At 59.4% G+C, this 20,613-nt stretch carries 19 protein-coding genes and 1 pseudogene; 11 read left to right on the top strand and 9 right to left on the bottom strand.

Annotated features, from left to right (window positions below; genetic code table 11):
• Window positions 1-990 carry a CobW family GTP-binding protein gene (locus tag C2E16_RS14125; RefSeq protein WP_084970654.1) on the bottom strand — a complete coding sequence of 330 codons (990 nt, stop codon included), beginning with the start codon at window positions 988-990 and terminating at the stop codon, window positions 1-3.
• A 108-nt stretch (window positions 991-1,098) separates the two neighbouring features.
• On the opposite strand from C2E16_RS14125, the gene C2E16_RS14120 reads away from it, so the two are divergent.
• Entirely contained in the window at window positions 1,099-1,386 is a 288-nt protein-coding gene (locus C2E16_RS14120; protein ID WP_133052080.1) for a hypothetical protein, read from the top strand.
• A 55-nt stretch (window positions 1,387-1,441) separates the two neighbouring features.
• On the opposite strand, the gene yeiP is transcribed toward C2E16_RS14120, so the two are convergent.
• Window positions 1,442-2,014 carry an elongation factor P-like protein YeiP gene (gene yeiP, locus C2E16_RS14115; RefSeq protein WP_038625198.1) on the bottom strand — a complete coding sequence of 191 codons (573 nt, stop codon included), beginning with the start codon at window positions 2,012-2,014 and terminating at the stop codon, window positions 1,442-1,444.
• Window positions 2,015-2,165: 151 nt separating this feature from the next.
• Here yeiP and C2E16_RS14110 point away from each other — a divergent pair, with 151 nt between their 5' ends.
• The 4 genes from C2E16_RS14110 to fruA all read left to right on the top strand — a co-directional run bounded on the left by C2E16_RS14110 (window position 2,166) and on the right by fruA (window position 6,702).
• Complete coding sequence (locus C2E16_RS14110; protein WP_038625199.1) at window positions 2,166-2,420, top strand: YkgJ family cysteine cluster protein; 255 nt, start codon at window positions 2,166-2,168, stop codon at window positions 2,418-2,420.
• Between the two features lie 490 nt (window positions 2,421-2,910).
• Window positions 2,911-4,044 carry a fused PTS fructose transporter subunit IIA/HPr protein gene (gene fruB, locus C2E16_RS14105; protein ID WP_038625200.1) on the top strand — a complete coding sequence of 378 codons (1,134 nt, stop codon included), beginning with the start codon at window positions 2,911-2,913 and terminating at the stop codon, window positions 4,042-4,044.
• The gene (fruK, locus tag C2E16_RS14100) at window positions 4,041-4,979 is read left to right on the top strand and encodes a 1-phosphofructokinase (protein WP_038625201.1); all 939 of its coding nucleotides are present in this window, start codon (window positions 4,041-4,043) and stop codon (window positions 4,977-4,979) included. Before fruB ends, fruK begins: the two co-directional genes overlap by 4 nt.
• 16 nt (window positions 4,980-4,995) lie before the next feature.
• Entirely contained in the window at window positions 4,996-6,702 is a 1,707-nt protein-coding gene (gene fruA / locus C2E16_RS14095; protein WP_104951542.1) for a PTS fructose transporter subunit IIBC, read from the top strand.
• Window positions 6,703-6,766: 64 nt separating this feature from the next.
• Here fruA and C2E16_RS14090 read toward each other — a convergent pair whose 3' ends face one another.
• The 4 genes and pseudogenes from C2E16_RS14090 to C2E16_RS14075 form a co-directional block, all read right to left on the bottom strand.
• Window positions 6,767-8,179 carry a hypothetical protein gene (locus C2E16_RS14090; RefSeq protein ID WP_084971197.1) on the bottom strand — a complete coding sequence of 471 codons (1,413 nt, stop codon included), beginning with the start codon at window positions 8,177-8,179 and terminating at the stop codon, window positions 6,767-6,769.
• Window positions 8,180-8,373: 194 nt separating this feature from the next.
• Window positions 8,374-8,469, bottom strand: a pseudogene (locus C2E16_RS21500) (deoxyribonuclease IV); the annotation flags it as partial.
• The gene (gene nfo, locus C2E16_RS14080; RefSeq protein ID WP_038625204.1) at window positions 8,466-9,323 is read right to left on the bottom strand and encodes a deoxyribonuclease IV; all 858 of its coding nucleotides are present in this window, start codon (window positions 9,321-9,323) and stop codon (window positions 8,466-8,468) included. The gene nfo and the pseudogene C2E16_RS21500, both read right to left, overlap by 4 nt.
• Before the next feature lie 38 nt (window positions 9,324-9,361).
• Window positions 9,362-10,438: a YeiH family putative sulfate export transporter gene (locus C2E16_RS14075; RefSeq protein ID WP_038625206.1), complete on the bottom strand. Its 1,077-nt coding sequence runs from the start codon at window positions 10,436-10,438 to the stop codon at window positions 9,362-9,364.
• Window positions 10,439-10,546: 108 nt separating this feature from the next.
• On the opposite strand from C2E16_RS14075, the gene C2E16_RS14070 reads away from it, so the two are divergent.
• The 6 genes from C2E16_RS14070 to cirA all read left to right on the top strand — a co-directional run bounded on the left by C2E16_RS14070 (window position 10,547) and on the right by cirA (window position 17,646).
• A complete protein-coding gene (locus tag C2E16_RS14070; RefSeq protein WP_084971199.1) occupies window positions 10,547-10,924 on the top strand; it encodes a YkvA family protein in 378 nt (125 codons plus the stop codon).
• Window positions 10,925-10,934: 10 nt separating this feature from the next.
• Entirely contained in the window at window positions 10,935-11,801 is an 867-nt protein-coding gene (gene yieE / locus C2E16_RS14065) for a DNA-binding transcriptional regulator YeiE (protein ID WP_038625209.1), read from the top strand.
• 138 nt (window positions 11,802-11,939) lie between these two features.
• Complete coding sequence (locus C2E16_RS14060; protein ID WP_038625210.1) at window positions 11,940-13,406, top strand: amino acid permease; 1,467 nt, start codon at window positions 11,940-11,942, stop codon at window positions 13,404-13,406.
• Window positions 13,407-13,629: 223 nt separating this feature from the next.
• Window positions 13,630-14,712 carry a FecCD family ABC transporter permease gene (locus C2E16_RS14055; protein ID WP_038625211.1) on the top strand — a complete coding sequence of 361 codons (1,083 nt, stop codon included), beginning with the start codon at window positions 13,630-13,632 and terminating at the stop codon, window positions 14,710-14,712.
• Complete coding sequence (locus tag C2E16_RS14050; RefSeq protein WP_038625212.1) at window positions 14,712-15,497, top strand: ABC transporter ATP-binding protein; 786 nt, start codon at window positions 14,712-14,714, stop codon at window positions 15,495-15,497. Before C2E16_RS14055 ends, C2E16_RS14050 begins: the two co-directional genes overlap by 1 nt.
• Window positions 15,498-15,699: 202 nt before the next feature.
• Window positions 15,700-17,646, top strand: a complete 1,947-nt coding sequence (cirA, locus tag C2E16_RS14045; protein WP_038625213.1) for a catecholate siderophore receptor CirA — start codon at window positions 15,700-15,702, stop codon at window positions 17,644-17,646.
• 75 nt (window positions 17,647-17,721) lie between these two features.
• Here the strand turns inward: cirA and fghA are convergent, their stop codons facing one another.
• Genes fghA through ptrR form a run of 3 tightly spaced genes read right to left on the bottom strand, consistent with a single transcriptional unit; the run spans window position 17,722 to window position 20,608 of the window.
• Entirely contained in the window at window positions 17,722-18,564 is an 843-nt protein-coding gene (gene fghA / locus C2E16_RS14040; protein ID WP_038625214.1) for an S-formylglutathione hydrolase, read from the bottom strand.
• 12 nt (window positions 18,565-18,576) lie between these two features.
• Window positions 18,577-19,701, bottom strand: coding sequence for an S-(hydroxymethyl)glutathione dehydrogenase/class III alcohol dehydrogenase (locus C2E16_RS14035; protein WP_084971200.1), 1,125 nt, complete (start codon window positions 19,699-19,701; stop codon window positions 18,577-18,579).
• Window positions 19,688-20,608: a putrescine utilization regulator PtrR gene (ptrR, locus tag C2E16_RS14030; protein ID WP_038629940.1), complete on the bottom strand. Its 921-nt coding sequence runs from the start codon at window positions 20,606-20,608 to the stop codon at window positions 19,688-19,690. Before ptrR ends, C2E16_RS14035 begins: the two co-directional genes overlap by 14 nt.
• Window positions 20,609-20,613 lie beyond the last annotated feature (5 nt).

Here is a 20,613-nt window from a genome sequence, read left to right as displayed (position 1 = left end):
TTAACGCTTATCACTTAAACGGAGTTTCAACAATTCGTTTTGCAGCTGATTCCAGTCCGCGTCGCTGTGATGAATGATCTCGATGCGGCTATCCGGCGGCGGCGCCTGGCGCGTTTCAATGCGAAAGTCGGCGCCCTGGCGGTTAATGCTGACCGCGCCCTCGGGGATGCGCATCACGCCTTTTACGCGTTCGACCGGCGCCAGGCGCGCCCACTCCAGCACGCCGACGGTATCGAAAACGGTCTCGCTGTCGAAAGCCCAGCCGCAGGCGTAGTAGCCCTGGCCCTGATTAAAGGCGCGCCGCCAGCGCGCATTATTGTCAAGACGCAGCGCGCCCAGACCGGAATCGCGCCGCGGATGGCTATGCTGATGCGTTTCGCTCTGCGGCAGGGCGCGCAAATTGCGGCGCGGCTGCGCCAGCAGAGCAGGATCGATGCGGCCATACTCGGTGCCGATCAGTTGACGATCGCCGAGTTCCTCTGCCTGCCACTGCGCCAGCGCCTGTCGATCCTGTTCCTGCCAGCGATCCTGCTTATTGGCGACCACGATATCCGCCGCCGCCAGCTGATCGCGAAAGTTCTCGTTTTCCCGCACGCGCGCGTCGCTGAGCTGGCGCGGATCGAGCAGCGTCAACGACGCCTGTAAGGTTAGCCAGGGCTGATAGACCTCGGCGCTGAGCATATCAAGGATCTGTTTGGGATGGCCCAGGCCGGTCGGCTCAATGAGCAGTCGGTCAAGCTGATGCTGACGCAGCAGCATGTTCAGGCCAACCTGCATCGGCAGACCGTTCACGCAGCACATGCAGCCGCCGGGGATCTCTTTCAGCACCGCGCCGCTTTCCGCCAGCAGCGCGCCATCGATGCCGATTTCGCCAAATTCATTCACCAGAATCGCCCAGTTTTCTCCTTCCGGCTTATTGGCCACTAAATGCAGCAGCGTGGTGGTTTTGCCGCTACCGAGAAAGCCGGTAACTAAATTGACCTTGATCATACTTACCTCTTTTTATCTGCATCAGGCGTTTTTCTTATACGCAAAAAAGCCAGAAGCGTTTTTAGTTAATCGTATTACTAATGAACCAACCTATCGCCTGGAGTAATTATGAAGCCTGTAGCTTTATCTGGCCTGATGCTGTTCAGTGTTGCCGCTTCTGCAGGAAACGGCATGGTACTTTTTACCGGCAGCATTTATGAAAGCGGCTGTCATTCTTTCGTTATAGAGCAAGAGCTGCGCATCAGCTGTTATCAACAGGGTGAATGGCGACAACAGGCGGAATCGCTTGCTGAACTCGCCCTGGAAAAAACGCGGTCAACGCCCGTGGCGGATATGCAGCTAACCTGGCTCGACAGCCAGCAAAAAATGGGCGTAGTGACGCTCAGTTTACATTAGATATTTTGTTATAATATAACAAAAGTACCGGCGGGGATGCCGCCGGGTGAGGGCGTTACTCGGCGCGGCCCATATAGCGGCGCTCAGCGATATGTATACGGATTTTTTCGCCGTTGCTGAGATATTCCGGCACCTGAATGGAAAGGCCGGTGCTCATTACGGCGGGTTTGGTGCGCGCGCTGGCCGATGCACCTTTAATACCCGGCGAAGTATCGACGATTTCCATATCCACGGTCTGCGGCAGTTCAAGCGCCAGCACCTGACCATCCATTGTTAATACCTGAATGCCGGGAATGCCGCCTTCAGGAATAAACAGCAGTTCTTCTTCAATCTGCTCTTTTTTGAAGGTGTAGGGCGTATAGTCTTCATCATCCATAAAGACATACTCGTCGCCGTCGACGTAAGAGAAGGTCACCGAGCGGCGGCTCAGCGAAATGACGTCCAGAATGTCGTCGCCTTTAAAGCGTTCTTCCACTTTCAGGCCGGTGCGGATATCGGTAAAACGCATTTTATACAGGGTTGATGCGCCGCGGGCGCTGGGACTCTGGATATCGATATCTTTCACCAGCAGCAGCTTGCCGTTCCAGGTTACGGCCATTCCGCGCTTAATTTCGTTAGCTCTTGGCATGTCAACTCTCTCTGCGTGTCGAAATAAAGAATCGCGACAAAGTACTCCCGGCCAGCTGATCAGGCAAGATCCCCATGGAATTTTTCCCGGCGCGCATGGCAATTGCGGCGGTGGACTGATATTGTCGCGGAAATTTCTGAAGGGGAAAGGTATGGAGTGTCGCACCGCCTGCGGCGCCTGTTGTACGGCGCCGTCTATCTCATCGCCTATTCCCGGCATGCCGCAGGGCAAACCGGCCAATACGCCCTGCGTTCAGCTCGACCCGCAGCAGCGCTGCAAAATTTTCGGTTCGCCGCTGCGGCCGAAAGTGTGTGCCAGCTTACAGCCGTCCGCAGAGATGTGCGCCTCGACGCGCGAGCAGGCGATGACCTGGCTGCTGACGCTGGAAGCGGCGACCGCGCCCTGACATTATCCTGCTGACCTGCTGACCTGCTGACCTGCTGACCTGCTGACCTGCTGACCTGCTGACCTGCTGACCTGCTGACCTGCTGACCTGCTGACCTGCTGACCTCTGACCTGTTGACCTCTCTTGCCCTGGTCCCTCTGTGACTTTCGCGCGCTTTCACGCCCCATGAGCGTAGTTAAACAACGCAACGGGAACGTGCGCCTGCGTCTGTTTTCCGCCTGCTGATAAAAGCTGAAATATGAGCGTTGAGTTTAGTTCCTTTCAGCAAAGGCATCAGCTGCACAGCAGGTTTATTCCGAAAAGGTAAATGAAATGTGCGTTGCTTCAAAAATATGCTACGCAAATTTACGTATAACTTGCGTGCAAACGGCACTCTGTACCAAACTCATTGAAACGTTTCAGCGTTATCTCGGGAGTCATGTTGGCATGGGATAACGCTTTTTTTCTCAATACAGCTGAAACGATTCAATTTCGGCAGGAGAGGAGAACTATGTTCCAGCTCGATATTAAGGCCATTCATCCAGGTCAGACGGCCAGCAATAAGGAAGAGGCTATTCGTCAGGTTGCCGCCGCGTTGACCGCCGCCGGCAACGTAGGCGAAGGCTACGTGCAAGGCATGCTCGCCCGCGAACAACAAACCTCAACCTATCTGGGCAACGGCATCGCAATTCCGCACGGCACCACCGATACGCGCGACTTAGTGCTGCAAACCGGCGTGCAGGTGTTTCAGTTTCCGCAGGGCATCGCCTGGGGCGACGACCAAACCGCTTATGTGGTGATCGGCATCGCCGCGCGCTCCGATGAACACCTGGCGCTGCTGCGTCAGCTGACGCACGTGCTGAGCGATGACGATGTGGCCGCGCAGCTGAGAACAACCCACTCCGCAGAGGAGCTGCGCAGCCTGCTGATGGGCGAAAAGCAGGGCAGCGAATTTAAATTTGACGCCTCCCTGATCGCCCTTGACGTCAATGCCGGCGATCTGATGACGCTAAAGGCGCTTAACGCCGGTCGTTTACAGCAGGCGGGCGCCGTAGACGCGCGCTTCGTCACCCACGTGATCGGCGCGAAGCCGCTGAATCTGGGGCAGGGCATCTGGCTGAACGACAGCACCGAAGGCAACCTCGGCAGCGCCGTGGCGGTCAGCCGCGCCGCGCAGCCTTTCACCGTTGACGGCGAACCGGCAGCGATGCTGGTGACGGTCGCGGTGGCGGACGATAAACCGTTGCAGGTGCTGAACTATCTCAGCGACCTGCTGCTGAAGCAAAAAGCGGATCGCCTGCTGAAGGCGGACGCGGCGGGCGTGCTGGCGCTGATGACCAGCGAGGTGAACGAACAGGCAGAGGTGTTGACGGCGGAGTTTATCATTCGCAACGAGCACGGCCTGCATGCCCGCCCGGGCACCGCGCTGGTCAGCGTGATCAAACAATTTAACTGCGACGTCACCATCACCAATCTTGACGGCAGCGGCAAACCCGCCAACGGACGCAGCCTGATGAAAGTGGTGGCGCTGGGCGTGAAAAAAGGACATCGCCTGCGCTTTACCGCCAGCGGTGAAGATGCACAACAGGCGCTGGACGCCATTGAAGAGGCGATTAACAGCGGCCTCGGCGAGGGGGCAGCATGAGCAGACGCGTCGCAACCATTACCCTTAATCCGGCCTATGACCTGGTCGGCTATTGCCCGGAAATCGAGCGTGGCGAAGTCAACCTGGTGAAGACCACCGGCCTGCACGCCGCAGGCAAGGGCATTAACGTCGCGAAAGTGCTGAAAGATTTAGGCATCGACGTCACCGTCGGCGGCTTCCTTGGTAAAGAGAATCAGGACGGTTTTCAGCATCTGTTCAGCGAGCTGGGCATCGCCAACCGTTTTCAGGTGGTGCCGGGCCGTACCCGCATCAACGTCAAGCTGACGGAAAAAGATGGCGAAGTTACCGATTTAAACTTCTCCGGCTTCGACGTCAGCGCGCAGGATTGGGAACGCTTTACCACCGATTCTCTCACCTGGCTGGGCCAGTTCGATATGGTCTGCGTCAGCGGCAGCCTGCCTGCGGGCGTCGCGCCAGAAGCCTTTACGCGCTGGATGAGCGATCTGCGCACTCATTGCCCGTGCATTATTTTCGACAGCAGTCGCGAAGCGCTGGTGGCCGGTCTGAAAGCCGCGCCCTGGCTGGTGAAGCCTAACCGCCGCGAGCTGGAAATCTGGGCCGGACGCAAGCTGCCGACGCTGGAGGATGTGATTGAAGCGGCGCACGCCCTGCGTGAACAGGGCATTGCTCACGTAGTGATTTCGCTCGGCGCGGAAGGCGCGCTGTGGGTGAACGCCTCCGGGGAATGGATCGCCCGACCGCCGGCCTGTGAAGTGGTCAGCACCGTGGGCGCCGGCGATTCCATGGTCGGTGGGCTGATTTACGGCCTGCTGATGCGCGAATCCAGCGAGCACACTCTGCGTCTGGCGACTGCGGTCGCCGCGCTGGCAGTCAGCCAGAGCAACGTAGGCGTTACCGATCGTACTCAGTTGGCCGCAATGATGGCGCGCGTCGACCTGAAACCTTTTAACTGACAGCAGGAGAGGCATAATGAAAACGCTGCTGATGACAGATCCTTCGCTGGGGCTTGCTTCCGGCTATATGGCAAAACAAATTCTTGCGGCGGCGGCGGGCAAAGCTGGCCTGACGCTGGTGGAAAACCCGGCCGAGGCCGAACTGGTTATCGCGCTGGGCGACAGGATGCCGACCGACAGCGCCCTGAATGGCAAAGCGGTATGGCAGGGCGACGCCGCCCAGGCGCTGCGCGATCCGCAGGCGTTCCTTGCGCGCGCCAAAGCGGAAGCGAACCCCTGGCAGGCGCCCGCCGCAGAGCCGATCGCCGCGCCGGTGAGCGCGGCCGCCTCGACCGGCGCGAAGCGCGTGGTGGCGATTACCGCCTGTCCGACCGGCGTGGCGCACACCTTTATGGCCGCCGAAGCGATCGAAACCGAAGCGAAAAAACGCGGCTGGTGGGTAAAAGTCGAAACCCGCGGTTCAGTGGGCGCCGGCAACCCGATCACCCCGCAGGAAGTGGCGGAAGCGGATCTGGTGATCGTCGCGACCGATATCGAAGTGGATCTGGCGAAATTCGCCGGTAAGCCGATGTATCGCACCTCAACCGGCCTGGCGCTGAAGAAAACCGCGCAGGAGTTCGATAAGGCGCTGGCGGAAGCGCGTCCTTATCAGCCGAAAGGCAACACGCAGAGCGCCGCCAGCGATGGCGAGCAGCAGCAGGAGCGCGCGGGCGCCTATCGTCATCTGTTGACCGGCGTTTCTTATATGCTGCCGATGGTGGTGGCGGGCGGCCTGTCCATCGCGCTCTCTTTCGCCTTCGGCATTACCGCGTTTAAAGAGCAGGGCACGCTGGCGGCGGCGCTGATGCAGATCGGCGGCGGCACGGCGTTCGCGCTAATGGTGCCGGTGCTGGCGGGCTTTATCGCCTTCTCTATCGCTGACCGCCCCGGCCTGACGCCGGGCCTGATCGGCGGTATGCTGGCCAGCAGCATCAACGCTGGCTTCCTCGGCGGCATCATCGCCGGTTTTATCGCCGGTTACGCCGCGAAGTTTCTCAGCAGTAAAGTGAAGCTGCCGCAGAGTATGGAGGCGCTGAAGCCGATCCTGATTATTCCGCTGGTGGCGAGCCTGATCACCGGTCTGCTGATGATTTACGTGGTCGGCACGCCGGTGGCGAAAATCATGGAAGGCCTGACGCACTGGCTCGGCAATATGGGTACCGCCAACGCGGTGCTGCTGGGCGCGATTCTGGGCGGCATGATGTGCGCCGATATGGGCGGCCCGATCAACAAAGTGGCCTATGCGTTCGGCGTCGGGCTGCTGAGTTCGCAGGCTTACGCGCCGATGGCGGCGATTATGGCTGCGGGCATGGTGCCGCCGCTGGCGATGGGCGTGGCGACGCTGCTGGCGCGTAATAAATTCAACAAAGGGCAACAGGAGGGCGGTAAAGCGGCGCTGGTGTTGGGCCTGTGCTTTATCTCTGAAGGGGCGATTCCGTTCGCCGCCCGCGACCCGATGCGCGTGCTGCCGTGCTGTATCGTCGGCGGCGCGGTCACCGGCGCCATCTCGATGATGGTCGGCGCGAAACTGATGGCGCCGCACGGCGGTCTGTTTGTGCTGCTGATCCCAGGCGCGATTACGCCGGTACTGGGTTACCTGCTGGCTATCGTCGTAGGTACGCTGCTGGCGGGCGTGGCCTATGCGGTGCTGAAACGTCCTGAGTCGGAGCTGGTGAAAGCCTGATTCTCTCATGCGAATAAAAACGCCAGCCTTCGGGCTGGCGTTTTTTTATCTGGCGCAGGACAATTTAACGCGCGATCGTGACGTCGCTCAGGGCGACCTCCATCATTTTGCCTTTCACGCTGCGCTTCAGCGGCAGGAAAATATTCAGATCGTTTAAGAAGGCGGACTCGGTTTTGAAGGTGCCTTCATCATTTTGCTGTTCACAACTGACGCGCCAGTAGCTGCCGCTAAAGGCGGTGTTCAGCGCGTGGGCGTCGCCTTTCTCCATCACCTCGCAGCGATCGGTCATCCTGTTTACTTTTTCCTTCTCGCCCAGGTCGCCGTTTTCTATCGTGGTGACGTAGCGCTGCCCCTGATAAAGCGGGAAGCGCAGCGTCGTGTCCAGCGAGCGGGTTTGATTAGGCACATGGCTGATGGAAAGAGCGGACTGCAACTGAATGGCATTGGCTATCATGATGCGCTGTCCCCTGAACAGACGATAGTCCTCCAGGCGCACCATCAGCCCGTCGGGACGCGCATCGAGGATATAGCTCACCTTGTCGCTGCTGGCGTCGCTTTCCGTCCAGCGCAGGCGGCGGAATTTTGGCGGCGCCCAGTTTTTTACCAGCTTCTGCGCCTGCGCCGTCAGCGCCGCATCGAGCGGAAACTGCGTCAGCCACTGGGTTGAGTTATCGCCGAACTGCGGCAGCATCGGTTTCAGCAGATCATCGCTGGCGGGCGTTTTTTTACTGACGTAACGGCCGAGGCCGCGAAAGTCGCTGGGCGCGCTGAGCTGGCAGATAGCGTCAAAGGCGGCGACGGTCGCTGGCGTATTTTCAAAGCTGTCGGCGCGGCGGATAGCTTCTTTATCGATCAGGCCGTCAGTGACCCGGCCCTGTGGGTCAACATCCAGCGCGCCAACCACTTTATCCGTCTTGTTGCCGCAGTGATATAAGTGCAGTTCGATTTTAAAATTATAGGGTGCGTCGTAAGGCGGGTCCCAGCTGATTTTATCGTAGCCGAAGCCGACCCTGACGATAAGACTCTCGCCAGCCCGGATAATATTGGCGCGATCGATAAGCGTAGGGATATCCCAGCGGTTCTTTTTCTCTACGTAAACCCACTCCGCCTCTTTAAGCTTCACGTCGCAGAGCTGCGCGATCTGCTCCTGCGTGATTTCCGGCGCAGGCTGTGGCGGTGCGTAGCGGGCCAGATTTTCGCCGTAGAAGCGATGTTCTTTTAGCCCCTCTTTATCCAGCAGATCCCAGTAGAGCTGGTAAGCCTGGCGCTGCGTACAGTCAATCGCCGACCAACGCTGCACCTGTCGGTTGTCGCTAAAGGTGATGTTGGTGACTATATTGATCTGATTATGCAGGCGCATCATCATAAATGGATTAACCCAGACGGACTTGATGGTTTTCGGCTGGACGTCGGCGCTGGCGGGCGCGCCAATTATCGCGGCAAGTAATAGACTTGTAGAAAAAACAGCGCGTTTCATGTGTTACTCCCTGTAAAAGAATCTGGCATCCTTTATCGGCACTGCGCTGTTATTCTTCAGTTTTTTTAACCTTTTACCAGGCGGCAACGATGCCAGAAAGCAGGCGGCGGCCGTGGCCTGCAAGCATGTGGCGGGTCGAGACCAGCCCGTGCGGGCTGGCGGAAAACCGTAGCCTGGTCGATGCTGGCCGCATCGCGCTGCTGTGACTTCAGCCAGGCTATTTCATCCTTCCAGATATCGGGCTTAATGGTTTCCAGAATCAGCAGAATATTGTCGCGGCTGTCTTTCAGACGCTGGCCGCATCGCGCTGCTGTGACTTCAGCCAGGCTATTTCATCCTTCCAGATATCGGGATTGATGGTTTCGAGAATCAGCGGAATATTGTCGAAGCGGCTGTCTTTCATTAGCCAGCTAAACACCGTGGTGCCGATATTCCCTTCGCCTAAGCTATGGTGACGGTCAACGCGGCTGGCGTAAGCGCTTTTCGCGTCATTAAGGTGCATGCCGCGCAGATACCGGAAGCCGACGACGCGATCGAACTCGGCGAAGGTCGCCTCGCAGTCCGCTTCGCTACGCAGATCGTAGCCCCCGGCAAAGGCGTGGCAGGTATCGATGCAGACGCCGACGCGCGATTTATCCTCTACGCCGTCGATGATCGCCGCCAGATGCTCGAAGCGGTAGCCGAGATTGCTGCCCTGACCGGCGGTGTTTTCAATCACAGCGGTAACGCCGCGGGTCTTATCCAGCGCGATATTCACCGATTCCGCGATGCGCTTCAGACAGGCTTCCTCGTCAATCTGATTCAGATGGCTGCCGGGATGAAAATTGAGCAGCGACAGGCCCAGCTGTTCGCAGCGCTGTAGCTCGTCGATAAAGGCGGCGCGCGATTTTTCCAACGGCTCCTCCTGCGGATGGCCGAGGTTAATCAGAAAGCTGTCGTGAGGCAGGATCTGCGCGCTGCTGTAGCCATACTTTTCGCAGGCGTTGCGAAAGGCGCTGATGATCGCCGGCGTCAGCGCGGCCGCGCGCCACTGGCGCTGATTTTTGGTAAACAGCGCAAACGCGGTCGCTTCCAGTTCGTGGGCGCGCTGCACCGCCTGGTCCACTCCGCCCGCCGCGCTCACATGGGCGCCGATAAATTTCATGCCGTTCTCCTGTTAATGGCCTTACCTGAGCAAACCGGTCATGATAACTGATGCGCCAGCGGCATGAAATGGTGAACCAGCAGGTTAAGCGCGCCGCCGCCCACGATGAGCCAGAGAAACAACATTAACCCTAATAACAGCGGGCGCACGCCCGCCTGTTTCAGCGCGCTGAAGTGCGTCGTCAGACCCAGCGCGGCCATCGCCATCGCCAGCAACAGGGTATCGACCGCGTTGATCGCTGTTATCCAGCTGGCGGGCAGCAGATGGAAAGAGTTAAACAGCGCGACGGCGATAAACAGCAGCGCGAACCATGGGAAGGACAGGGCGCGCTTTTCGCTGCTTTCTCCCGGCGTCAGCCGCCGCAGCCGGGCGGCAAGCAGCAGCAGGAACGGGGCCAGCATCATCACCCGCAGCATTTTGGCGATTACCGCCGCGTTTTCCGCCTCCGGTCCGATGGCATGGCCCGCCGCCACCACCTGCGCCACTTCATGCACGGTCGAGCCGGTATAAATGCCGAACTGCGTCGCGCTCAGTTCGGCCCAGAGCGGGTGCGCCAGCGACCAGAGCAGCGGATAAACAAAGATCGCCAGCGTGCCGAACAGCACCACCGTGGCGATCGCCACCGCCACCTTCGACGCCTGCGCCCTGATTACCGGCTCGGTCGCCAGCACCGCGGCGGCGCCGCAGATGCTGCTGCCGGCGCCGATCAGCCAGCAGGTTTCCCGGTCGAGCCGCAGCCAGCGACGGCCCAGCCAGCAGGCGAGCAGAAAAGTGGAGCTTAACGTCAGCGCGTCAATCAGCACGCCGCTGACGCCCACATCGGCGATCTGCTGGAAAGTCAGACGAAAGCCATAAAGAATAATGCCGAGACGCAGCAATCGCTGCTTCGCCAGCAGCACGCCGCTGTCGCAGGCGCGGTGCAGGTGTGGATAAAGCGTGTTGCCGAGTATCATGCCGATGACGATCGCCAGCGTTAGCGCGCTCAGGCCCAGCGCGGCGATCCTGGGCTGGCTGCCAGCCAGCAAGGCGACGGCGGCGATCGCTGCGGTTAACAGCAGGCCGGGCAGCCAGCGTGACGGCGTATGCTGTGATTTGGTAACGATTAATTCAGCCATGGTTCGACTCCTCTCTGTTGCGGAGAGTGTGCGCCAGGAGTGGTTTAAAAGAGAAATTGATTATATATTTATTATTAACCGGAATAAGTGGTATAGCGCGGAGAAACTATGTTTGGTCGATTGCGCCGCTGGGCGCGGCTTATTAAGAGAGATGCGCTGACGCTGTGGTACGCCTGTCGCGATCCGCGCACCCCGCTGTGGCTGAAGCTGATGACCGGCGTGCTGGTGGCCTACGCCTTCAGCCCCATCGATCTGATCCCCGATTTTATTCCTATTATCGGCCTGCTGGACGATGCGATCATCGTGCCGCTCGGCGTCATGCTGCTGCTGCGTCTGCTGCCGAAAGAGATCCGCATCAGCAGCGAAGCGAAAGCGGAGCAGCGGCGGCGCAAGGGGAAAAAGGTGGTCAGCCGCGCCGGACTGGTGATGGTGCTGCTTATTTGGCTGGCGGTTATCGTCTGGTGCGTCAGACATTTTATGGCATAGGGAAAGCGCCATGCATATCACGTTGCGTCAGATAGAAGTGTTCACCGAGGTGTTGAAAAGCGGCTCGACCACCCAGGCTTCGCAGCAGCTGGCGCTGTCGCAGTCGGCGGTCAGCGCCGCGCTGGCCGATCTGGAAGGGCAGCTCGGCGTGCAGCTATTCGATCGCGTCGGCAAAAGGCTGGTGCTGAATGAGCATGGCCGCCTGCTTTATCCGCGCGCGGTCGGGCTGCTGGAGCAGGCCGCCGATATCGAACAGCTGTTTCGCGAAGATAACGGCGCCATCCGGCTCTACGCCAGCAGCACCATCGGCAACTATCTGCTGCCCGGCATGCTTGCCGTCTGGCGGCGCGACTATCCGCAGCTGCCGCTGGAGTTGAGCGTCGGCAACAGCCAGGACGTCATCAATGCGGTGGCCGATTTTCGCGTCGATCTTGGGCTGATTGAAGGGCCGTGTCATCTGAACGATATCGTCAGCGAGCCGTGGCTGGAAGATGAGCTGGTGGTGTTCGCCGCGCCGGAGGCCCCGCTGTTGCAACAGCCGGTGACGCTGGAGAGTCTGGCCGCCGCGCCCTGGATTCTGCGCGAGCACGGCTCCGGCACGCGCGAAATCGTCGATTATCTGCTGCTGTCGCATCTGCCGCAGTTTCAGCTGGCGCTGGAGCTGGGCAACTCGGAAGCGATCAAACATGCGGTGCGTCACGGCATGGGCATCAGCTGCCTGTCGCGCCGGGTAATCGCTGAACAGCTGGAGACCGGCTCGCTGGTGGAAGTGCCGATTCCGCTGCCCAAACTGTCGCGTACGCTTTACCGCATTCATCATCGACAAAAGCATATCTCGCGCGCGCTGGAACGCTTCCTGAGCTACTGCCGGGAGTAGGGCAGGCCGCGGCGCGCGCCGTTGCTAATAATCACGGCCGCATCATGAAGGTAACTTATAACGGTAGGTTATCGCTATACTTGACCGGACAGCTTGCTACAATCGCGCCTCATTTTTACCCATTTACAGCGTTTAAATATGGTTCAGGATAAAAAAACAACACAACAACCTGGGTTGCAGCGCGCATTGAAAGCGCGCCATTTAACCATGATCGCCATCGGCGGCTCTATCGGCACCGGGCTGTTTGTCGCCTCGGGCGCCACCATCTCTCAGGCGGGGCCGGGCGGCGCGCTGCTCTCCTACGCGCTGATCGGTCTGATGGTCTATTTTCTGATGACCAGCCTCGGCGAACTGGCGGCCTTTATGCCGGTTTCCGGCTCTTTCTCCACCTATGGTGCCAAATATGTCGAAGAGGGTTTTGGCTTCGCGCTTGGATGGAACTACTGGTACAACTGGGCGGTCACGATCGCCGTTGACCTGGTGGCATCACAGCTGGTGATGAGTTACTGGTTCCCGGATACGCCGGGCTGGATCTGGAGCGCCCTGTTCCTTGGCCTGATGTTCCTGCTGAACTACATTTCGGTGAAGGGCTTCGGCGAAGCGGAATACTGGTTTTCGCTGATCAAAGTGTCGACCGTGATTATCTTTATCGCCCTGGGCGTGCTGATGATCGTTGGGATTCTGCGCGGCGGCGAAAGCGCTGGCTGGCAGAACTGGCAGATCGGCGATGCGCCGTTCGCCGGTGGTTTTTCCGCGATGATCGGCGTGGCGATGATTGTCGGCTTCTCCTTCCAGGGCACCGAGCTTATCGGCATCGCGGCGGGCGAATCGGAAGATCCGGCGAAAAACATTCCGCGCGCGGTGCGTCAGGTCTTCTGGCGTATTCTGCTGTTCTATATCTTTGCCATTCTGATCATCAGCCTGATTATCCCTTACACCGATCCGAGTCTGCTGCGCAATGACGTGAAAGATATCAGCGTCAGTCCCTTCACGCTGGTGTTCCAGCATGCGGGCCTGCTCTCGGCGGCGGCGGTGATGAACGCGGTGATCCTGACGGCGGTGCTGTCGGCGGGCAACTCCGGCATGTATGCTTCCACCCGTATGCTGTTCACGCTGGCCAGCGAGGGCAAAGCGCCGCGCATTTTCGCGAAGCTGTCGAAAAACGGCGTGCCGCGCAACGCGCTCTACGCCACAACCGTGGTGGCGGCGCTCTGCTTCCTGACCTCGAAATTCGGCAACCAGCAGGTTTATCTGTGGCTGTTGAACACCTCTGGCATGACCGGCTTTATCGCCTGGCTGGGGATCGCTATCAGCCACTATCGCTTCCGTCGCGGCTACGTGATGCAGGGGCATGACCTGGCGGATCTGCCTTATCGCTCAGGCTTTTTCCCGCTGGGACCGATCTTCGCCTTCGTTCTCTGCCTGATTATTACCCTGGGGCAAAATTATCAGGCGTTCCTGGCGGACACCATTGACTGGTACGGCGTGGCCGCCACCTATATCGGCATTCCGCTGTTCCTGCTGATCTGGTTCGGCTATAAGCTGGCGCGCCGCACCCGCTTTGTACGCTATAAGGATATGGAGTTCCCGCGCTTCGGCGAGTAACGTTGAAGGCAGGCTGGTTAACATAAAGGCGCGACGCAGGTCGCGCCTTTTTTCGTATCCGCGCAGATGTTATAAATTGCATTGATAAGCATTATCATTTGTTTTATTGTTCCAGCCCTTATCGTTACGCCTCTATGACGGAAGCGCGTAGCGGGCAGGGCAGTCTACGTTGTTAAAAGCGAGCCCGCCGCGTCTGAAAGAACGGACATTGACAGGATTTAACATGAGTGTGACACACGACTCCGCGCACGTTTCCCGCACCGCGCCGCCCGCTGCGGTTATGGGACGCTACCGCCAGCTTCTGCGCCAGCGCCTGCTGCTGATGAGCATTTTGCTGCTGGCGATTCTGGCCTCGCTGGTTCTCGATTTTACCCTCGGCCCCTCCGGGCTGACGTTGAACACGCTGTGGCATACGCTGTTGCAGCCCGATAGCGTCGATGCCGGTACGCGAGTTATCGTCTGGGAAATTCGTCTGCCCTATGCGCTGATGGCGGTGGTGGTGGGGCTGGCGCTCGGCCTGGCCGGCGCGGAGATGCAGACCATCCTCAATAACCCGCTCGCCAGCCCTTTTACCCTTGGCGTCTCGTCCGCCGCGGCGTTCGGCGCCGCGCTGGCGATTATTCTCGGCATCGGCATTCCCGGCATTCCCGATCAGTGGTTCATCTCCGGCAACGCTTTTATCTTCGCGCTGTTCGCCGCGCTGATGCTTGATGGCGTTACGCGCTGGACGCGCGTCGCCACCTCCGGCGTGGTGCTGTTCGGCATTGCGCTGGTATTCACCTTTAACGCGCTGGTGTCGATGCTGCAATTTATCGCCAGCGAAGATACCCTACAGGGGCTGGTGTTCTGGACCATGGGCAGCCTGGCGCGCGCCTCCTGGGAGAAGCTGGCGATATTAAGCGTTGCGGTGCTGCTGCTGCTGCCGTTCTCTTTAAAAAGCGCCTGGAAGCTGACCGCGCTGCGCCTCGGCGAAGATCGCGCCGTCAGCTTCGGCATCGACGTGCGGCGCCTGCGTCTTGGCACGCTGCTGCGCATCAGCATCCTTTCCGCGCTGGCGGTAGCGTTTGTCGGACCGATTGGCTTTATCGGCCTGGTAGCGCCGCATATCGCTCGTCTGATCTTCGGCGAAGATCATCGTTATTATCTGCCCGCCAGCGCCCTGACCGGCGCGCTGGTGCTGTCGATGGCCTCGGTCGCCTCGAAGAACCTGATTCCCGGCATCATTATTCCGGTCGGCATCGTCACCTCGCTGGTGGGCGTGCCCTTCTTCCTGACCATTATTCTGCGCAACCGGGGGAATGTCTGATGGAAGGTTTACAGATCCGCGCGTTCCATACCGGCTATCCGAAGCGCAACGTCATCGAAAATCTGAACGTGCCGCAGCTGCCGCGCGGCAAAATCACCGTGCTGCTGGGGCCGAACGGCTGCGGCAAGTCAACGCTGCTGCGCGCGCTGGCGGGATTGAATCAGGCGCGCGGCGAGCTGTGGCTTAACGGCGAAGAGCTGATGGGGCTGCCGTTCGCCCGCCGCGCCGAGCGGGTCGTTTACCTGCCGCAGTCGCTGCCGGCGGGCGTGCATCTGCACGTGCTGGAATCGATCATCGTCGCGCAGCGCGCCTCCGGCGGTCACGGCGGAGCGGCCAGCGAAGCGGAGGTGATGGCGCTGCTGGAACAGTTGGGCATCGCTCACCTGGCGTTAAGCTATCTCGATCAGCTCTCTGGCGGGCAAAAACAGCTGGTGGGATTAGCGCAGTCGTTAATTCGTCGTCCGCACTTATTATTACTCGACGAACCTTTAAGCGCGCTTGATTTGAATTACCAGTTTCACGTGATGGATTTAGTGCGGCGGGAAACGCGGCGGCGCAATATCGTCACCGTGGTGGTGGTGCATGATATTAATATCGCGCTGCGTCATGCCGAACATGTATTAATGCTGCAACAGGGCAGGCTGATTGCCGACGGCGCGCCGGAGAAGGTGATTACCGCCCAAAGCCTCGCCGAGGTCTATGGCGTGCGCGGCCGCATTGAGCTGTGCTCGCAGGGCACGCCGCAGGTGCTGATTGACGGGCTGGTGGCGGAGCCAGGGATTTAATTTTCGCCGCGCCTGCTAAATATAAAATTCGCAGGCGCAGCAAACGCGTGGAATAAATCAGTTAGCAGGCGATTTATTCCACCCATAATAAATAGATGTATTCCGCTTTAAATCATTTTTTTTACAGGCGACGGGTTGCGCCTTTTCAATGTGGGCATGAGCGTAAATTTATTTTGGTTACTTTTACCTCATGGAGAGAAATATGTTTCGCTTAAATGGTGTGATGCGCGCAGGCCTTTGCACGTCCGTTATTTGTCTGGCGCTGCCAGCCTACGCCGCCGGAGAAGATCACAACGATACGATGGTGGTGACCGCCTCGGCGAATGAAATTAATTTGCAGGATGCGCCAGCCAGCATCAGCGTGATCACCCACGAAGAAATTAAGCGCAAGCCGGTGCAAAACCTGCGCGAAGTACTGCGCGAAGTGCCGGGCGTTCAGCTTACCGACGAAGGAGACAACCGTAAGGGCGTCAGCCTGCGCGGGCTGGACAGCAGCTATACCCTGATCCTGATCGACGGCAAGCGCGTCAGCTCGCGCAACGCGGTGTTTCGTCATAACGATTTCGATCTCAACTGGATCCCGGTCGACGCCATCGAGCGCATCGAGGTGGTGCGTGGGCCGATGTCCTCGCTCTACGGCTCCGACGCGCTGGGCGGCGTGGTCAACATTATTACCCGCAAGGTCGGCAAAGCCTGGCACGGCACCCTGAGCGCCGACACCACCTTGCAGGCGCATCGCGATCGCGGCGACAGCTATAATGGCAACTTCTTCACCAGCGGCCCGCTGATTGAGGATCTGCTGGGCGTGAAGGTCTACGGCAACCTCGGCAAGCGTGAAAAAGACGACGCGCCAGCCAGCGGCGATTCGGCGCGCATTGAGGGCTACACCAGCCGCAACGGCAACGCTGAATTTACCCTGACACCCGACGATAATCAGGAGATCGGCTTCGGCTACGGCTTCGACCGTCAGGACCGCGACTCCGATTCGCTGGATAAAAACCGCCTCGAGCGACAAAACTACAGCCTGAGCCATAATGGCCGCTGGGGCTTCGGCAATACCGAGCTGCGCTTCTACGGCGATAAAATCGATAACTATTCCAGCGACGTCATCACCTCGCGCAATAACAGCCTCGACGGCAAGCTGGTGCTGCCGCTGATGGCGATTAATCAGCTGCTCACTTTCGGCGGCGAGTGGCGTCACGATAAGCTGAGCGACAGCGTCAACCTCAAGAGCGGCGGCGACGCCTCCGCCAGTCAGTATGCGCTGTTCGTGGAGGATGAGTGGCGGCTGCTGGATTCGCTGGCGCTGACCGGCGGCCTGCGCATGGACGATCACGAAACCTACGGCGATCACTGGAGTCCGCGCCTCTATCTGGTGTGGAACGCCAGCGACACCGTAACGGTAAAGGGCGGCTGGGCGAATGCCTTTAAAGCGCCGTCGCTGTTGCAGCTCAGCCCCGACTGGCAGAGCAATTCCTGCCGTGGCAGCTGTTCCGTGGTGGGCAGCCCCGATCTGAAGCCGGAAACCAGCGAAAGCTTTGAGCTGGGACTTTACTGGCGCGGCGATGAAGGCTGGCTGGACGGCGTCAGCGGCAGCGTTACCGCCTTCCAGAACAACGTCGACGATATGATCAGCATCTCGCGCACCTCCGATCCCGCTTTAGCGCCCGGCTACAGCAACTTTGTCGGCTTTGATAAAAACGGCAAACCGGTGTTCCGCTACTACAACGTCAACAAGGCGCGCATCACCGGCCTTGAAACCGAGCTGAAAGTGCCGTTCAACGATAGCTGGAAGCTGACGCTGAACTACACCTACAGCGACGGACGCGATCTCAGCAACGGCGGCAACAAGCCGCTGAGCGAGCTGCCGCTGCATACCGCCAACGGCACGTTGGACTGGACGCCGCTGGATGACTGGAATGTGTATTTGCAGGCAAATTACTCAGGTCAGCGCCGCACGCTGAAAAACGACGGCGTAACGCCGGGCGGCTATGTGCTGTGGAACACCGGCGCCAGCTGGCAGGCGACCAAAGCGGTGAAGCTGCGCGCAGGGGTGCAGAATCTGCTGGACAAGGATTTCAGCCGCGATGATTACGGCTATAACGAAGATGGCCGCCGCTACTTCCTGGCGATGGATTACAACTTCTGAGAAAAGTAAAAAGGGCGGCCATGGCCGCCCTGAAGAGAGCGCTGCGCGCCCTGACTAACAGCAGGGCGCGTTTTTTTATGCCAGCAGATGCTGCGCATGGAAGCGCAGGTGATCTTCCACAAAAGAGGCGATAAAAAAGTAGCTGTGATCGTAGCCCGGCTGAATGCGCAGCGTCAGCGGCCAGTTCGCCTGCTGCGCCACCGCTTCCAGCTGTTCCGGCTGCAGCTGATCGGCAAGGAACTGATCGCTGTCGCCCTGATCGATCAATATCGGCAGCTGCGCTGGCGACGCCGCCATCAGCAGGCAGCTGTCATACTGCCGCCACTGTTCGCGATCCTCGCCCAGATAGGCGCTGAACGCTTTCACGCCCCACGGCACCGCCGCCGGGTTGACGATCGGCGCGAACGCCGATACCGAGGCGAAGCGATGCGGATTGCGCAGCGCCAGCACCAGCGCACCGTGGCCGCCCATCGAATGCCCCATGATCGCCTGACGATCGCTGACCTTAAAGTTGCTGGCGATCAGCGTCGGCAGCTCCTCGTTCAGGTAATCATACATGCGGAAATGCTGGCGCCAGGGCGCCTGCGTCGCGTTCAGGTAGAAGCCTGCGCCCTGTCCGAGATCGTAGGCGTCGTCATTGGGCACCTCATCGCCGCGCGGGCTGGTGTCCGGCATGATCAGCACCAGGCCCAGCTCCGCCGCCACGCGCTGCGCGCCCGACTTCACGACGAAGTTTTCATCGGTACAGGTCAACCCCGCCAGACACCACACCACCGGCGGCGGGGTGTCGCTTGTCGGCCCCGGCAGAAAAATGCCGAAGGTCATATTGCAGCCCAGCACCGATGAATGGTGGCGCCAGCGCTGCTGCCAGCCGCCAAACAGGCGATGCTCTTCCAGTAATTCCAGCGTTGTTGGCATGACGCCTCCCGTTTATTTACTGAAATGCACCACGGAGCGGATCGATTTGCCTTCGTGCATCAGATCGAACGCCTCGTTGATCTCTTCCAGCGGCATAGTGTGGGTAATAAAATCATTGAGCTGGAACTTGCCGTCGAGGTAATCCTGCACGATGCCCGGCAGCTGAGAACGGCCTTTCACGCCGCCGAAGGCGGAGCCGCGCCAGACGCGTCCGGTCACCAGCTGGAAAGGACGGGTGGAGATCTCTTCGCCTGCGCCCGCTACGCCGATAATCACCGACTCGCCCCAGCCTTTGTGGCAGCACTCCAGCGCGGAACGCATCACGTTTACGTTGCCAATGCACTCAAAAGAGAAGTCAACGCCGCCGTCGGTCATCTCAACGATTACCTCCTGAATCGGCTTATCATAATCTTTCGGATTCACCAGGTCGGTTGCGCCGAGCTTGCGCGCCAGATCGAATTTGCTGGTGTTGATATCGATGCCGATAATGCGGCCCGCTTTCGCCATCTTCGCGCCGATAATCGCCGACAGGCCGATGCCGCCGAGACCGAAAATCGCCACGGTGTCGCCTTCTTTGACTTTCGCCGTGTTCATCACCGCGCCCATGCCGGTGGTGACGCCGCAGCCCAGCAGACAGACTTCTTCCAGCGGCGCTTCTTTGCTGATTTTCGCCAGCGAAATCTCCGGCACTACGGTGTATTCGGAGAAGGTGGAGGTGCCCATATAGTGGAAGATCGGTTTGCCGTCTTTAAAGAAACGGGTGGTGCCGTCCGGCATCAGGCCTTTGCCCTGGGTGGCGCGGATCGCCTGGCAGAGGTTGGTTTTGCCGGAGAGACAGAATTTACATTTGCCGCACTCCGGGGTGTAGAGCGGAATCACGTGGTCGCCGACTGCGACGCTGGTAACGCCTTCGCCGATCGCTTCCACAATGCCGCCGCCTTCATGGCCGAGGATCGCCGGGAATACCCCTTCTGGATCTTTGCCTGACAGGGTATAAGCGTCGGTGTGGCAGACGCCGGTCGCTACGATGCGCACCAGCACTTCGCCTTGTTGCGGCGGCATCAGATCCACTTCTTCAATCTTCAGCGGCTCGCCTGGGGCCCAGGCTACGGCGGCGCGGGTCTTAATCATTTCCATTTATACACTCCTGAGGATGCATCAACTCATCGTTAATGGGGTTGTCGTCAAACTGTTCAATTATTAAATATTTCAGCGCTTCCACATTGGGGGTAAACGCATCTCGCCGCCAGATAAGCCAGGTGGCGGTATCGCGGAATCTGTCCGGCAGCCGGTGCGCCTGCACCCGCTCGCGCGCCGGCATCTGCGCCAGCACCGATTCCGGGATCAACGCCACGCCGGCGCCGCTTGCGACGCAGGCCATCATTGCGTGATAGGACTGAATCTCCATCACGTTGTGCGGCTGTACGCCGCTGTCGCGGTACCACTCTTCCAGCAACAGGCGATAGGAGCAGCTGGTGCGAAAGGCGAAAACCGTATCGCCGCTGGCGTCGGCAGCGCTGCGGATCGGCGTATGATCGACGCTGGAGATCAGCGTCATCCGCTCGCGAAAAGCGATGCAGCCGTTCAGCTCGTCATAGTTAGCCGGCCCGTCGACCAGCGCCGCCGCCAGCGTGCCCTCGCGCACCCGATCGATAATCTCGCCGGAAGTGCCGGTGATCAGCGACAGCGCCACCGTCGGATAGCGCTGATGATAGGCGGCCAGCAGATTCGGCAGGCGCGTGGCGGCGGTGCTTTCCATCGAGCCGAGCGCGAAGTTGCCGCCCGGCTCGCCGGCGCGCGCCATGCTTAGCGCCTCTTCGCTCAGCGCCAGAATGCGTTGCGCGTAACAAAGGAAATTATGGCCCATCGGCGACAATCGCAGACGTTGTTTTTCACGAATAAACAGATCCACCCCGATCTCCTGCTCCAGCTGGCGCAGGCGCGTGGTCAGGTTAGAAGGGACCCGATGCAATTGCTCTGCGGCGCGCGCCACCGAACCGGTTTCCGCCACCGAACAGAACATACGTAACTGGACTAAATCCATCTGTT

The organism is Mixta calida (assembly GCF_002953215.1).
Taxonomy (GTDB): Bacteria; Pseudomonadota; Gammaproteobacteria; order Enterobacterales; family Enterobacteriaceae; genus Mixta; species Mixta calida.
The sequence above is the reverse complement of the archived record's forward strand: the minus strand, read 5'-3'. Positions and strand labels throughout refer to the sequence as shown.